14 protein-coding genes are annotated in these 14,442 nt (G+C 71.0%); 11 read left to right on the top strand and 3 right to left on the bottom strand.

The window, feature by feature from the left end; all coding sequences use genetic code 11:
- The 11 genes from mfnA to AC5WAM_RS05415 all read left to right on the top strand — a co-directional run bounded on the left by mfnA (position 1) and on the right by AC5WAM_RS05415 (position 10,761).
- Positions 1-1,182, top strand: coding sequence for a tyrosine decarboxylase MfnA (mfnA, locus tag AC5WAM_RS05465; protein WP_495521776.1), 1,182 nt, complete (start codon positions 1-3; stop codon positions 1,180-1,182).
- Positions 1,183-1,225: 43 nt separating this feature from the next.
- Positions 1,226-2,080 (top strand): carbon-nitrogen hydrolase family protein, encoded by an 855-nt coding sequence (locus AC5WAM_RS05460; RefSeq protein WP_495521775.1) that lies wholly within the window; start codon positions 1,226-1,228, stop codon positions 2,078-2,080.
- 11 nt (positions 2,081-2,091) lie between these two features.
- Positions 2,092-2,874 (top strand): ABC transporter permease, encoded by a 783-nt coding sequence (locus tag AC5WAM_RS05455; RefSeq protein WP_366789487.1) that lies wholly within the window; start codon positions 2,092-2,094, stop codon positions 2,872-2,874.
- Complete coding sequence (locus AC5WAM_RS05450; RefSeq protein WP_366789488.1) at positions 2,867-3,844, top strand: ABC transporter ATP-binding protein; 978 nt, start codon at positions 2,867-2,869, stop codon at positions 3,842-3,844. Before AC5WAM_RS05455 ends, AC5WAM_RS05450 begins: the two co-directional genes overlap by 8 nt.
- Positions 3,841-5,214: a coproporphyrinogen-III oxidase family protein gene (locus AC5WAM_RS05445; protein WP_366789489.1), complete on the top strand. Its 1,374-nt coding sequence runs from the start codon at positions 3,841-3,843 to the stop codon at positions 5,212-5,214. The genes AC5WAM_RS05450 and AC5WAM_RS05445 overlap by 4 nt, the downstream gene beginning before the upstream one ends.
- Positions 5,204-5,908 carry a class I SAM-dependent methyltransferase gene (locus AC5WAM_RS05440; protein WP_366789490.1) on the top strand — a complete coding sequence of 235 codons (705 nt, stop codon included), beginning with the start codon at positions 5,204-5,206 and terminating at the stop codon, positions 5,906-5,908. The genes AC5WAM_RS05445 and AC5WAM_RS05440 overlap by 11 nt, the downstream gene beginning before the upstream one ends.
- A complete protein-coding gene (locus tag AC5WAM_RS05435) occupies positions 5,908-6,780 on the top strand; it encodes a carbon-nitrogen hydrolase family protein (protein ID WP_366789491.1) in 873 nt (290 codons plus the stop codon). Before AC5WAM_RS05440 ends, AC5WAM_RS05435 begins: the two co-directional genes overlap by 1 nt.
- Before the next feature lie 7 nt (positions 6,781-6,787).
- A complete protein-coding gene (locus AC5WAM_RS05430) occupies positions 6,788-8,287 on the top strand; it encodes a B12-binding domain-containing radical SAM protein (RefSeq protein WP_495521774.1) in 1,500 nt (499 codons plus the stop codon).
- An 83-nt stretch (positions 8,288-8,370) separates the two neighbouring features.
- Positions 8,371-9,408, top strand: a complete 1,038-nt coding sequence (locus AC5WAM_RS05425) for a BtrH N-terminal domain-containing protein (protein WP_495521773.1) — start codon at positions 8,371-8,373, stop codon at positions 9,406-9,408.
- Between the two features lie 15 nt (positions 9,409-9,423).
- Complete coding sequence (locus AC5WAM_RS05420) at positions 9,424-9,819, top strand: pentapeptide repeat-containing protein (protein ID WP_366789494.1); 396 nt, start codon at positions 9,424-9,426, stop codon at positions 9,817-9,819.
- 48 nt (positions 9,820-9,867) lie between these two features.
- Complete coding sequence (locus AC5WAM_RS05415) at positions 9,868-10,761, top strand: arylamine N-acetyltransferase family protein (RefSeq protein WP_366789495.1); 894 nt, start codon at positions 9,868-9,870, stop codon at positions 10,759-10,761.
- A gap of 15 nt (positions 10,762-10,776) precedes the next feature.
- On the opposite strand, the gene AC5WAM_RS05410 is transcribed toward AC5WAM_RS05415, so the two are convergent.
- The 3 genes from AC5WAM_RS05410 to AC5WAM_RS05400 are packed head-to-tail and all read right to left on the bottom strand — an operon-like array spanning position 10,777 to position 14,422.
- Positions 10,777-12,435, bottom strand: a complete 1,659-nt coding sequence (locus AC5WAM_RS05410) for an alpha/beta hydrolase (RefSeq protein WP_495521772.1) — start codon at positions 12,433-12,435, stop codon at positions 10,777-10,779.
- A 51-nt stretch (positions 12,436-12,486) separates the two neighbouring features.
- Complete coding sequence (locus AC5WAM_RS05405) at positions 12,487-13,086, bottom strand: phosphatase PAP2 family protein (RefSeq protein ID WP_495521771.1); 600 nt, start codon at positions 13,084-13,086, stop codon at positions 12,487-12,489.
- Positions 13,079-14,422: a diacylglycerol/lipid kinase family protein gene (locus AC5WAM_RS05400; protein WP_495521770.1), complete on the bottom strand. Its 1,344-nt coding sequence runs from the start codon at positions 14,420-14,422 to the stop codon at positions 13,079-13,081. Before AC5WAM_RS05400 ends, AC5WAM_RS05405 begins: the two co-directional genes overlap by 8 nt.
- Between the last annotated feature and the right edge of the window lie 20 nt (positions 14,423-14,442).

Genomic DNA, 14,442 nt, shown 5'->3' with positions numbered 1-14,442 from the left:
ATGCGAAGCGACGGCATTCCCGCGTCCGTCGTCCGGCGCCGGATCGCGGCCGAGATGGACGACGACGTTCCGTGGAACCGCGTGCTCAACTCCATCTGCACCGAACCGCACCCCCTCGGCGTGGAGACGGCCGCGGCCGCGGCACACACCAACCTGGGCGACGTCCGCATCTTCCGCGGGACCAAGCGGATCGAGCGCAAGGCCGTCCAGCTGCTCCTCTCCCTGCTCGCCAACCCCGAAGGCTCCGGGAACCTGGTGTCCGGCGGGACCGAGGCCAACCTCATCGCGATGCTGGTGGCCCGCGAGTCGGCCCGCGCCCGGGGGCGGCTCACGGACCGCCCCGAGGTCGTCGTCAGCAGCACCGTGCACTTCTCGTTCACCAAGGTCTTCGGGCTGCTCGGCCTGACACCGGTCGTCGTCCCCGTCGACGCGGCGCTGCGCCTGCCCGCCGACGAGGTGGCCCGGCGCCTCAACGAGCACACCATCGCGGTCGTCGCCACCGCGGGCAGCAGCGAGTTCGGCGTGGTCGACGCGGTCGACGCGATCGCCCGCGCCGTGTCCGCGCACGAGGTCCATCTGCACGTCGACGCGGCCACGGGCGGCTTCATCATCCCCTTCGCCCGCGAACTCGGCCACGACCTGCCGCAGTTCGACTTCTCGGTCGACGGCGTCGACTCGATCACCATCGACCCGCACAAATACGGGCTCGTGAGCGTCCCCGCCGGCGCGATTCTCTTCCGGGGCGCGGAGGACGCCGCGACATTCGCCTTCGACTCCTTCTTCATCGACACACCGACCCACCACACGTTCCTCGGCACACGCCCCGGGGGCGCCGCCGTCGCGACCTACGCCGTTCTCGAACACCTGGGACATTCGGGATTCCTCTCGATCACGCGCACCAACTACGAGGTGACCGCTCATCTCGTGGCCGGGCTGCGAGCGGCCGGGTACACCTTGTTCATCGAACCGGAGCTGAACATCGTCGTCGTCAGAATGCCGCACGCCTCGAAGATTTCGGAGCGGCTCGAATCATGGGGCTGGATCGTCTCCACGTCGAAGCGGTTCGTCGAGACCCTGCGCCTCGTTGTCGCCCGGCACGTCACCCGGGAAATGGTCGACGAATTCATTCCCGTGCTCGACCGGGCCCGCAAGGAAATAGAGGCCGAGGTGGCGGCAGCGTGATGTCAGCGAGCCATACGGCAGCCGAGCGGACGGGAGCCGTGCGATGAGCCTGTTCCGCGGCCCCGCCACGCGACTCGCCGCGATCCAGATGTGGATCGAGCCCGGAATGCGGCAGGAGAACCAGGCGCGCGCGGCCAAGATGCTCGCGGTCGCGGCCGAACGGAAGGCGGATCTGGTGTGTCTGCCGGGCGCGTTCGCGACCGGGGTCAATTTCCCGACGTTGCGCGCGGACGCGACCGCGAGCGACGGCCCCGTGGTGGAATTCCTCGCGGACCAGGCCCGCGGTCTGGGAATCCACATCGCCGCGGGCGTCCTCGTGGCCGACGGCCGTGACGTCTACGACGCGGCCGTGCTCGTCGGGCCCTCGGGGGACACGCTCGGCTGGTACCACCGCGCGTGCGTCTGGGCGGGGGAGGCGGAGTACGTGACCGCCGGGGCGCCGGGCACCGCCATCGACACGCCCGTCGGGCGGATCGGGCTCCTCGTCGGCTACGACATCCGCTTCCCGGAGGCCGCCAGGCCGTACCTGCTCCAGGGCGCCGACGTCGTCCTCTGCGCGGCGAACCTGTTCGCGCCCTACTCGCACCCGGTGCGGTCGATCTGCCGCGCCCGGGCCGCGGACAACGAGTGCGCGCTCGTCCTGGCCAGCGCCATCGGCGAGAACCGGTTCGCGATGATGCCCTACCTCGGCCGCAGCCTGATCGTCGACGGCCTCGTGCAGGACGCCCGCGAGGACCCGGAGGCGGACGTCCTCGCCGAGGCGGGCGCGGGCACGCGCGACACCGTGATCGACGCGGCCGTGCACCTGCGGCAGCGGCGCAAGCTGCGCGCGGGGCTGCCGTTCCACGACGACGCCCGCTCGACCTGGGCCACCGCCCACAGGGGGCGTGAGCGATGAGGACAGGCCGTATGCGACCGGACCGCGCCCGGTCGGAGCGCTCCGGCTGGCTCGCGGACGTGAGCGGGCTCGTCGCCATGGACCTCCGGCAGTTCCTGGACAACCGCCTGTTCGCGGTGTCGACCCTCCTGACGTCCGTGTCGATGGTGCTCGCGTTCGGCGCGGCGACCGACCAGATGGTGAGCCCTTCGGACTCGGCCACCAACTACTTCGGATTCGTCTTCCCGGGCATCGTCGCCTCAGGAATCATGTTCAGCTGCACCTACACCGTCGGCTACACGATGATCATCGATCGGAATCGAAGAACGATCGAGGATCTCATCCTGTCTCCGCTTTCGTACTCGGGATTCCTGCTCGCCAGGCTCATCGGCGTGGTGTTGAAGTGCCTCTTCCAGTTCGTCCTCGTCCTCATTCTCGGAGTCTGGGTCTTCGACGCGCGGATCGAATCGATGCCGCTCTTCGTCCTCGGCTTCCTGGCGACCTGTATGGCCTTCGCGGGACTCGGGATCCTGGTCGCGACGTACACGAACGAGATCTCGTTCCCGGGGGTCGTGAACATCATCGTGATCCCCCTCATGTATTTCGCGGGCATCTTCTTTCCCCTGCGGAACCTCGGAACGCTGGGGTCCGTCTTCGAAAGGCTGCCGCTCGCGGTGCACGTCGAGATCTTCCGGGCGGCCACCGGGGAAGGGCCTTCGGTATCGGCCTTGTCGCTGGTTCTCGCCGTCGCCTATGCTCTGCTCGCGGTCGGTATCGCCTCGTTCGCATTCCGCTGGAGGATCGGCCATGGCTGATACGGCAAGGGGCGCCGCGCCGCCCGTGCTTTCGGTAGCGAAGCTCGAATACCGCGTCAGTCCGGGCTTCGCGCTCCGCCGAATAGAATTCTCCGTCGCCGCCGGTGAAGGCGTCGCCGTCATCGGCACGAACGGCTCCGGAAAAACCACGCTGATCCGGCTCATCGCGGGCCTGCTGCGCCCGGGCGACGGCACCGTGGAGATCTGCGGAACGCCGCCGCGCCGCTGGGGCCAGGTCAGCCGGCACATCGGCTACGTCCAGCAGACGAAGGAACTGCCCGACGGCGTCTCGGTCGAGACGTACGTCAAGCACCAACTCAAGCTCCGGCGGGCCGACGCGGGCCGCTACGAGGAACTCATCGCCCTGGCCGACCTCGGACGCCACCACGACCAGTACGTCCGCACCCTCTCCGGGGGAAGCCAGCGCAAGCTGCACGTCATCTGCGCGGTCGCGCACCGCCCCGACCTCCTGATCCTCGACGAACCGACGACGGGGCTCGACCCGACCGCGCGCGAGACCCTGCTCGAGCTGCTGCGGAGCCTGAAGCGGGACGGCGTCGGCGTGGTCTTCGCCAGCCATCACCGGGACGAACTCGTCGCGCTCGCCGACTCCGTCGTGGTGCTCCACGAGGGGCGCCAGCTCAAGGACGCCTCACTGGCGGCCGTCACGCGGTCGGGCGAGCGGTCGAGCCTGGTCCTGGAGGCGTTCGCCGAACCGCAACGCGCGCAGCTGCGGTCCTGGGCGGCGCGCCAGGTGATGACGAGCGGTCTGATCCGGTCCGCCCACGACGTCGACAACGGCGTGAGGATCGCACTGAGCGCGGGCGACCACCGGAACTCACTGGCGGAGGTGGTGGCCCGCGCGCATGCCGAGGGCATCGCGCTCCGCTCCGTTTCCTACTTCGAGCCCACTCTGGCGGACGTCGTCCGAGCCATCGTCGAGCAAGCCGAATTGGAGCAACTGGTATGAGCATCACCACGACCAGCATGCCGTTCTGGAAAGAGTATCCCGAGCGCGACAACGAGTGGGTGCGCCAGTACCCGACGAAGCACGTGCCGGTCGCCGAGGAAGAGGTCTTCGCCCGCAAGCCCATGGGGGCGTACGTCCACATCCCGTTCTGCAACCGCCTGTGCTTCAGCTGCCCCTACATCAAGCACCAGACCGACCGCGATCTGACCCGGACCTATCTGGACGCCCTGAAGGCGGAGATCACCAACTACGCCGACCGCCCCTACGTCCAGGACCACGAGATCACCCTGGGCTACATCGGCGGGGGAACGCCGACCGCGCTCACCGCACCCCAGCTCGACGACCTGCTCGGACACCTCTTCGGCAGCCTGCACATGGCCGAGGACGCGGACTTCTCCATCGAGACGACGCCCGTCGACATCACCGAGCGCAAGGCCCGGGTCCTGCTCGACAAGGGCGTGCGGCGCATCAGCCTGGGCGTGCAGACCTTCGTGGCGGAGGAGCTGAAGAACCTGGGCAGGCCCAACGACCCGGAGATGCTGAAGAACAGCATCCGCCTGCTCCGCGAGTGCGGCTTCGAGAACATCAACATCGACCTGATGCACGGCATCAACGGGCAGACGATGGAGAGCTGGGAGCACAGCCTCGACGTCGCCATCGAACTCGGCGTGACCTGTGTGTCCTTCTACACCTACATGGAGTTCGCACAGGTCTCCACCAAGCGGCGCAAGCTGCCGCCCGTGCCCGACCGGGCGGTCGTCGACGACATGTTCCTCTTCGCCGCCGACAAACTCACCCGGCACGGCTTCCTGGGCTACTACGGCGACTGCTTCGCCAAGCCCGGGTACCAGCCGAAGTACGGCGAGACGTCGTGGAGCGAGGACGTGCCGATCATCCCGCTCGGCCCGACCGCCACCGGCCACCTGCGCGACTACTGGTACTTCAACGAGCCCGACATCGGCCGCTACATCCAGACCGTGCGGGACGGCCGCCTGCCCATCGCCATGGGCAAGCACATCACCAAGTCCGAGGCGATCCGGCGCTCCATGGTCCTCGGGGTCAAGGCCGGACGCGTCGACCGGGAGACCTTCCGCAGGCTGCACGGCGTCGACTTCGTCGAGATGTTCCGCGCGGAGATCGACGACCTGGTCGACAAGGGACTGGTCACCGTCGACGAGAAGGGCATCGAGGTCACCGGACCCAAGGGCTGGTACTACCTCGACAACATCTCGAAGGCGTTCTACTCGCAGGAGTACCGGCGCTACCCCCAGCACCTGGGCGCCGACATCTCCAGTTTCATCTCGTCGCGTTCGCTGCCCCTGGAGATCGTCACCAGGCCGTCGGCCGAGGAGGCCTGCCATGACCACTGACACACGGCTCCTCGACCTGGAAGCCCGGGTGCCGCAGACGGCCCCGTACGCCGACATCGAGGGCGTGCGCGCCTACGACCTCGGCATGCGCCGCTCCGCGCTGATGGCGTACAAGCGCCCCACCGACCGCATCATGGCCAACGTCCGGGACGGCATGACCGACCTCGTCGAAGTGGGCTTCAACACCGGCCTGCTGTCGCTGCACGTCGCCGGGAAGCTGCCGCACCTGGCGGTGTCCGGGGTGGAGGAGAACCAGAACCTGGTCGACGTCGCCGAGGACAACCTGACGCTCGCCGTGTGGGCGAACACCGAGGGCGACGTCGAGTTCGAACTCGCCAAGCTGAGCCGACTGCCGTTCCCCGACGACTCGGCGGACATCGTGTTCTCGTTCTCCTCCCTGCACCGCTGGCGCAGGCCCGTCGAGACGCTCAAGGAGTGCGCCCGGATCTGCAAGCCCGACGGACTCGTGATCATCGAGGACATCAACCGGCACGCGGAGGAAGGGCACATCACCTTCATCCTCCAGTTCGTGAAGGAGGGCGGCGACGAGTTCATGAGGTCGCTGCAGTCGGCGTACTGCCGCGAGGAAGTGGTCGAACTGCTCGGCCAGGCCGGTCTTGAGGACTGGCACGTGGTTGAGGAGGACCTCGGCCTCGTCATCTCCTCGCGCCCCATCGAGCCCGTGAGCACGTGATGTCGGCCGTCACGATCGCAGTCGTCCAGATGGAGTCGAAGCTCGGACGGCACACGGCGAACATGCGGCGCGCCGAGCGGTACGTCGCGGAGGCAGTCGGGCGCGGAGCGACCCTCGTCTGCCTGCCCGAGGCCTTTCTGACGTCGGGCAACATCCTCGAGGTCGCGGACGTGGCGGTCCCGATACCGGGCCCGGAGACCGACCGCCTCGGCAAGCTGGCCCAGGACGCGAACATCCACCTCGTCGCCGGTCTCCTGGAGCGCGGCGACGACGGCAAGTACTACAGCACCTCGATCCTGTTCGGGCCGGACGGGACCCTCATCGGCCGCTACCGGCGCGTGCACTGCCACGAACTGGAGAGCCGGTACCTGTCCAGCGGCTCGGACTACCCCGTCTTCGACGTCGAGTTCGGACGCGTCGGACTCCTCCAGGGCTACGACATCAACTTCCCCGAGGCCGCGCGGGAGTACTACCGCCGCGGAGTGGACATGCTGGTGTGCTCGGCCCTGGTCCCCGAGATGTTCGGGTACGTGGCGAACCTCCGGCTCCTCGCGCGGGCCGTGGACACCGAGTGCATCATCGCGTTCGCCTCCGGCATCGGTACCAACCTGTACGCGGGCTTCGGCTACATGGGGTGCAGCCAGGTCGTGGCGGACCCCCTGTTCCTGGAGGCGGAGCAGTTCGACTTCGTCGACGGCGACGAACGCATGGTCTTCCTGGAGAGCGGGGAAGGCGTGGGCGTCGTCGAGGTCGACATGGAGCGCATGCGCCGCTACCGGAAGTCGGCCACCTTGCGCGCGGATCTCCAGCCTGCGACGTACTGGCGGTCCTTCGAGGTCGCGGGCGCTCCTCACGCGGGCGAACGGAAGTGATGGCCCCATGCGAGTTCTCCTCATCTCCACCAACAAGATTCGGGTGCCGCGGCCAGCGCTGCCGATCGGCATGGCCTACATCAGCGCCGCGGCGAAGCGGGCCGGACACGAGGTCGACGTCCTGGACCTGCTGTGGGAGTCCAGGGAGCTGAAGGCGGTCAGGGAGCGCCTCACCGCCAAGACGTACGACGTCGTCGGCATCGCGGTGCGCAACCTGGACAACCTGACGTTCATCGACCCCATCTTCTTCGGCCCGATGACCGAGAAGATCGTCCGGTGCGTGCGCAAGTACACCTCGGCCAAGGTCGTGCTCGGCGGCTCGGGCTTCTCCGTCGAGCCGCTGTCGTTCTTCGAGTACGCACAGCCGGACTTCGGGATCGCGGGCGAGGGCGAGGCGGGGATCGTCCAGCTCCTGGAGTACCTGGAGGTCGGCGGTTCCCTGAACGACGTCTCGGGCCTGTGCTACCTCGACGACAACGGCTGGTTCTGCCAGAACCCCTCGAACTCCGCCTTCGACCTGGGCGCCCTGGTGCCCGACCGGTCCGTGTACGACCCGCGGTACTTCGAGGAGGGCGTCTCGGCGGCCTCCGACCTCACCCGGGACACCCAGCCCGCGATCGAGACGCTGCAGACGAAGCGCGGCTGCAAGCTGTACTGCTCGTACTGCATCATCCGCAAGACCGAGGGCAAGGGGAACCGGTTCAAGGAACCGGCCGAAGTCGTCGCGGAGATCCAGCGGGCCATGCGGGAGAACCCCGCCGTCCGGGAGTTCGAGATCGTGGACGCGACCTTCAACTATCCGCTGGAATACGCGGTCGAAGTGTGCGAGGAGATGGTCCGCGCCAAGCTGGACGTGCCCTGGTACTGCCAGCTCACCCCGAACGCGGTCACGCCCGAGTTCGTGGAACTGCTGGCCGCGGCCGGCTGCATCCGGGTCGACCTGGGCACCGACGCGCTCACCGACGAGGCGCTCCAGGACCTCATGAAGGGCTTCGACATGGCCCGGGTCCTGGAGATCGACCGCCTCTTCACGGCCAGCCCGATCGAGCACACGCACTGCGTCTTCCTGGGCGGTCCCGGGGAGACGCCCGCGGCTCTGAGGGAGTCGATCCGCTTCACCGAGCGGTTCCTGAACCCGGCCCAGATCTACGCGAACCTCGGCATCCGCGTCCTGAGCGCCACCAAACTGGAGAAGCAGGCCGTCAAGGCCGGGATCATGAAGGAGGGGCAAGGGACGTTCGTCCCCGCGTTCTACGTCGAGCCGGACATCCTCGCCAGCCGGGAGACCCTCGACTTCGTCCGCGACTCCTATCTGAGCCACAAGAACTGGTACCTGTGGTGGGGCCTCGGCGGCCAGAACCTCACGGACCGGTCGACCGACGCGATGCAGACCGTGGTTGAGATGCAGCGGGAGTACGAGTACGTGATGCGGGACAAGCCGCGGCTGCAGCGGGCCCCGAAGCCGACCGGCCCCCAGCCGGTCTCCCTGACCCTCGGATCGGCGTAGTGCACGTGAGCGACACCGCCGACGACGAGCTGGACCGACAGACTCGAACGTCCTTGACGGCCCCGCGCCAGGGAGGGAGACCGGTGAACTCGGCAGGCCGCTACGTCCATCGGCGAGGGATCCACTGCGAATCGGCCTGCCAGTGCGGCATCCTCGCCGCGGGTGGCTTCGACGTGGCCGAGGAGGTGGTGTTCGGCCTGGACGGGGGCTTCGGCTTCTCGTTCTTCCCCGCGAATGGCAACGCGCCGGACATCGTGGTCGGCAAGCAGGAGATCATGCCGCTGCGCGCCGCCCGGCTGATGGGCGTCGAGGTGGGCCTGCACACGCCCAGGTCCAGCGCCGCCCTCGCGAAGCTGCTCGCCTCGACGCCCGCCGTCATGACCCGGGTGGACCTCGGACTCCTGCCGCACTGGGGGCTCGGGGGCCGCTCGTCCTTCGGCGGGTACTTCGTCAACGTGACGCGTGGCGTCGGCGGCGAGGCGTTCGAGGTGTCGGACCCGGCCTTCGACGCGCCCGTCGTCGTCGGCGCGGCGGATCTGGACGCGGCCCGCGCCAGCAGGAGCTCGCCGCCGGTGAACCCGGACCGCAAGGTGTACGTCTTCGGGCCGCGGCGCACCACCCCGCGGCTGCGCCTGGTCGGCCCCGTGGCCGTCCGCACCCTCTGCCGCGACGTGCTCAGACCGGGGAGCCGGAGCCTCGGCATCCCCGGCATGAAGCGCCTGATCACGGCGGCCGCGTCGTGGCCGCGGTCGAAGCGGGGCGAGGTCGAGGACGTGGACCTGGAAGGCCGGGTGATCCGCACCGACGCGCTGGCCCGGCAGCTGCTGCACGTCGGCAGACAGATCGAGTCGTTCGGCACGGGCGGCGGGCTCTTCCGCCCGCTGCTGGGCCGCTTCCTGACGCAGGTGGCGGCGGCCACGGACGACCCCCGCTACGCCGAGTCGGCCGAGCTGTTCTTCGAGAGCGGCCGCCTCTGGCAGACCCTGGGATCCACGCTCCTGGAGCGAGGTGCGAGCGACTCGCGCCAGGACCTCACGTCGCTCGTGGACGGCGTGACGGACACGGTCCGGTCCGCGATGGACGTCGAGAAGCGTGCGCTCGGCGCGCTGACCGCTCTGTAGGCGCGAGGTGGAGACATGCCGACGGTGGACGAATCCGTACTGATGCAGGGCCCCGACCGGTGGAACGAACACGCGCGTCGCCGCCGGGCCGAGGGCCCGTTCCGCCCCGACCTGCGGGCCGCCCGGCTGCACGGCGCCGACCTGCGCGGGGTCGACCTCGTGGACGCGGACCTCACGGGGGCCGTGCTGAGCGAGTCGTACCTGATGACGGCCGACCTGCGCGGCGCGATCCTCGACGGCGCGGACCTGTGCGAGGCGTATCTGATCCAGGCGGACCTGATGAACTGCCGCCTCGTGGGAGCGAATCTGGAAGGCGCGGACCTCAGCGGCGCGGACCTCACCGGCGCCGTCCTCGATCCGGACTTCCGGCGGTCGGCGGTGATCTCGGACTACCTCACGATCTGGGCATAGAGGAGCAGGTCCCACAGGGCCTGGCGGGTGCGTCGGAAGGAGGCCCCGGTGACGACCACTGCGCTTGCTGACGAATGGGGCGTGAAACAGCTCGACCTCGACACCTACTTGAAGCGGATCGGCAGGCCCGATCTGAGCCGCGCGCGACCGTGCGGGCAGACGCTGCGACTGCTGCACCGCGCCCACGTGGAGACGATTCCGTTCGAGAACATCGACATCGTGCTGGAGCGCGGCGTCTCCACGGCGATCGCGGACGTCCAGCAGAAGCTGGTGGCCTCGGGGCGCGGCGGCTACTGCCACGAGCACAGCCTGCTGTTCGGGGCGGTCCTCGACCAGCTCGGCTACCGCGTGGACCGGCTGCTCGCCCGGCCCAGGGAGCGTCCCGGACGGCCCTGGCCCCGTACGCACCTGACCCTGCGCGTCCGCGGATCGGACGGCGAGTGGCTGGCCGACGCCGGGTTCGGCTCCGGTCTGCTCGAACCGCTGCCGCTCGCCGAGGGCGCGTGGTGCGCCCAAGGGGGCTGGTCGTTCCGCCTCGCGCGGCACGACGAGGGGTGGCAGCTCCTGGAGCGCGCCGGGACGGGGGAGAACCCCCTGTACGCGTTCGGCGGCCGCGGGCAGCGCGCCGCCGACGTCGACGCGGCGAACTACTACACGTCCACCCACCCCGAATCGCCCTTCACCGGACAGCTCGTCGTGATGCAGCGGCTCGGCGGCGAACTGCGGCGCCTGCTCAACCGGGAGTTCTCCCGCGTGCTGCCCGACGGAACCTGCGAGAAGACGTCACACCTCGACGACACGGACCTGGCGAAGGTCCTCACGGAGGAGTTCCGACTGACCCTGAACGCGCACGAGACGCGCGAACTGCTGGCGCGCGTCGCCGACGTCCGGTCGAGCCTCGCGCCGCCGCCCGTCACCACGCCGGCGGCCGGGGGCGGGTGACGCGCCCGGCCGCCGTCACGCGTGACCCGCCACGATGTCCCGCAGGCGGGCGAGGTCCCGCTCGCCGACGCCGCTCGGCCGCAGGACGGCGTTCCACCCGTCGACGTACGCGGCCCGGTACCGGTGGCCGTGGCCGTCGGGCACCCCGGTGGCGAACGGCAGGTCGGCGGTGACCTGCCAGAACGTCACGAACGGCACCCAGAACATGCTCGGGAGCACATCGTCCCCGGGGGCCTCGCCGATCCAGTCCGGCTGGTCGAGCATCAGGTGGGGCCCCCACCAGACGATCGGGTCGGAGGCGTGCAGGAGGTACAGCACGCGGGTGCCCTCCCACGGCGCGTCCGACGGCGGGATGTCCGCCGCGGCGTCGTCGGCGAACCGCACGGTGCGCCCGTCCTTGTAGACGGGCTGGACCTCCGGGCTGCCGGCGTCGCGGTCGTCGGTGAACCGCCGGAACAGGGTGTTGAAGTTCGGCGGCCCCGCGAACAGCGTGCCCGCCGTGCGGTTGCGGAGGTCGTACTCCCCGCTGAACGCGGTCTCGCCGCCGAACGACCCCAGGCTCTCGCCCGCGACGTACAGGCGGGGCCGGTCGTCGGCGGGAAGCTTCGACCAGACGTCGTAGACCGCGTCGAAGAGCTCGCGGCCCGCCTCACGGGCCTTGGACTGGTCGACGAGGTACGACATCCACGACGGCAGGTACGAGTACTGCAGGGCCACGCTCGCGCTGTCGCCACCGGTCAGGTACTCGAAGCTGTCCACCGCGGCGGGGTCGACCCAGCCGCTGCCCGTCGTCGTCACGACGAGGAGGCTCCGGCGCCGGAAGCCCCCGGCGCGCTCCAGGTCGGCGACCGCGCGGGCGGCCCGGGACTCGGTGTCGTCCGCGGTGTCGAGCCCCGCGTACGCGCGGACGGGCGTCGGCGCCCGGCGGCCGGTGAACCGCGCGATGGCGTCGGCCGAGGGGCCGCCGGACACGAAGGTGCGCCCGTTCCTGCCGAGCGAGTCCCAGGGGATGGTGGAACCCGGGCCGCCCGAGCGCAGGGCGGTGGCGGGGCGCCGCACTCCTTCCTCGGTCCGCGTGTCGCGCAGCGAGAAGGCCTGGTTCGCCGCGGCGACCAGGCCGTCGACCAGCACACCGCTGAGGAGCAGGGCGGACGCGGTGGCCACGAGGATCCCGCCGACCGCCTGCGCCGCCCGCGCGCCGATCCAGCGCCGCAGCAGTCCGGCCACCCGGCGGTAGGCCCCGCGGACCCCGCGGGCCGCCAGCAGGAGGAGGCCGAAGAGCAGGAACGCGATCGGCAGCGAGGCGATCGTCTGGAGGAGGCTGTACTCCGGCACGTCCAGGAGCCTGCGGATCTGGTGCTGCCAGTACTGGCCGAGCCCGAACGCGGTGCCGAGCAGGGCGGTCCCGGCCACGAGGAAGACCCGCCAGGACGCCCGCCGCGCGGGCCGCGGCCCGCGGTCGGCGAAGGCCCGCCAGATCCACGCGGCGACCGTTCCGAGCCCGTATCCGATCGCGGCGAGGATCCCGGAGATCACCCCTTGGAGGAGGCCGCCGCGGGGGAGGAGCGAGGGGGTGAAGGAGAGGCAGACGAGCAGCAGCGCGCCCCAGGCGCCGGGGAGCGTCGCGTGCCGCGCGCGGCGCGTGTCCGGCGCCGCCGGCGACCTCGGGCTCATGGCTCCTCCCGCCTCACCTGCACTGCCGCCCGGACCGGGGAGGGGCGCATCTCAACCGCTGTGGCGGTCCGCGAGGACGCGCACGACCGCGAGGGAGACCGCCGCGGCGCCGAGGCCGAGGACCGCGCCGGCCGCGACGTCGCCGGGGTAGTGCACGCCCGTGTGGACGCGGGAGTAGCCGACGGCGACCGCGAGCGCCCCGAGCGGCACCGCCGCCGCGGGCAGGACGACGCCCACGGCGGTGGCGAAGGCGGCCGCCGACGCCGTGTGACCGGAGGGGAAGGACGCCGACTGGGGCATCGGCACGTGCCGGTCCACGACGACGCGGGCCTGTTCCCGGTCGGGCCGCCTCCGGCGGACCATGCGCTTGCCGAACAGGTTCGCCGCCACCGACGCGAGCGCCACCGCTCCGGTCCCGGCCAGCGCCGCGCGCCGGGGGCGTCCCGGCACCAGCGCCAGGCCCGACGCGACCGCGAACGAGATCTTCGAGTGGTCGGCCGCGTGCGACAGGCGCCGCAGCGCTCGGTCGAGCGTGGGCGTGGGGGTGGCGGCCACGGCGGCGTACAGCGCCCCGTCGATCGCGCGCAGGTCCCCGAGCACGGCCGCCGCCGTCGACCGGGGCCGTTCCGTGGCGGTGTCGTCGTCAGCCATGGCTCTCCCGTCGCGAGGTCCGCCCCGGCCCGCCGAAGGCGAGGTCGATGAGGCGCCGCCAGTTCACCGGCGGCGCGGGCACCACGGCGCCCGGACGGTCGCGCGGCACCAGGACCCGCAGCGCGCCGGGGCGCAGCGTGCACACCACCGGCGTGGGCATGCGCAGCGCCTCGCCGTCCACCGCCACGGGGATCTCGTCGGCGTCGGAGGTCACCTCGACGCGCCGCGCGGTCAGGACGGTCAGGCCCGTGGACTGCGAGCCGCGCACGGCCAGGTCCGCGGCCTGGGCCGCGCCCTCGACGCGCAGGGCGATGACACCCAGCTCGCCGCTGTCGAGCCGTGGCCGTCGGCCACTGGCACCGAGGTCGTCGGGCGAGCCGTACGGGTTGTTGCTGACGAGCAGCGCCTGCTGGGACGAGAGCGCGCTGGTGTCCGCCCGGGCGTCGAGCCGTCGCACCCCTTCGCCGACCAGCAGGTCCGGCATGAGGCTCAGGGCCGTGCCCGCCTTGTCGTCGCGGTACTCCGGCCGCTGTACGACGTCCGCGTACACGCCGAAGGAGACCGTGTTGACGAAGGCGCGGCCCGCGACGTCACCGAGGTCGACCCGGAGTTCCTCGCCGTCGGTCAGGGCGTCCAGGCAGCGCGTCGGGTCGGCCCGGTCCAGGCCGAGGTCCATGGCGAAGTGGTTGCGGGTGCCGGCGCAGACCACGAGGAACGGCAGGCCGTGCTCGGCGGCGACCGCCGCGACCAGCGCCTGGGTGCCGTCGCCGCCCGCGACGCCGAGCAGGTCCGCGCCGTCGGCCACCGCCCGGCGGGCCAGTTCGGCGACGTCGGCGGGGGCGGACGGGTCGAGCAGGACCACGCGCGCGCCGAGCTCCTCCGCCCGCTCCGCGAGGCCGAAGCGGCCGACCTTTCCGCCGCCGGACTTGGGGTTCATGATGAGCACCGGCCGCCGGGGCCTGCGCGCGGCGACCGCCCGCCGCGGCCGCGCCGCGACCGCCGCCCGCAGCGCCGCCCGGGCACAGAGCAGCGTCGCGCCCCAGCACAGGATCAGGACGAGCGCGGCCAGCCACAGGCCGTCGTACGCGAAGTACACGAGGACCGCGACGGGCGCGGCCACCGCGACGAGCGCCCCGCACAGACGCACCGCCCCGCGGTGGGCGAGGAACCACCACAGCCCGGCGGCACAGACGACGAGACCCAGCAGCCCGGCCCCGAGGATCAGCAGACCGCCCTCCCGCAACACCAGGACGAGGACCGCCAAGGTGCCGAGCGCGGCGACCACGGTCAGGCGGGCGAGGAACCGCGCGGCGCCGCCGCTGCCGGAGCCCGTCACCCGTGCCCTGCCCGTGGCCG

The organism is Streptomyces sp. JLYT201, assembly GCF_059448825.1.
The sequence above is the reverse complement of the archived record's forward strand: the minus strand, read 5'-3'. Positions and strand labels throughout refer to the sequence as shown.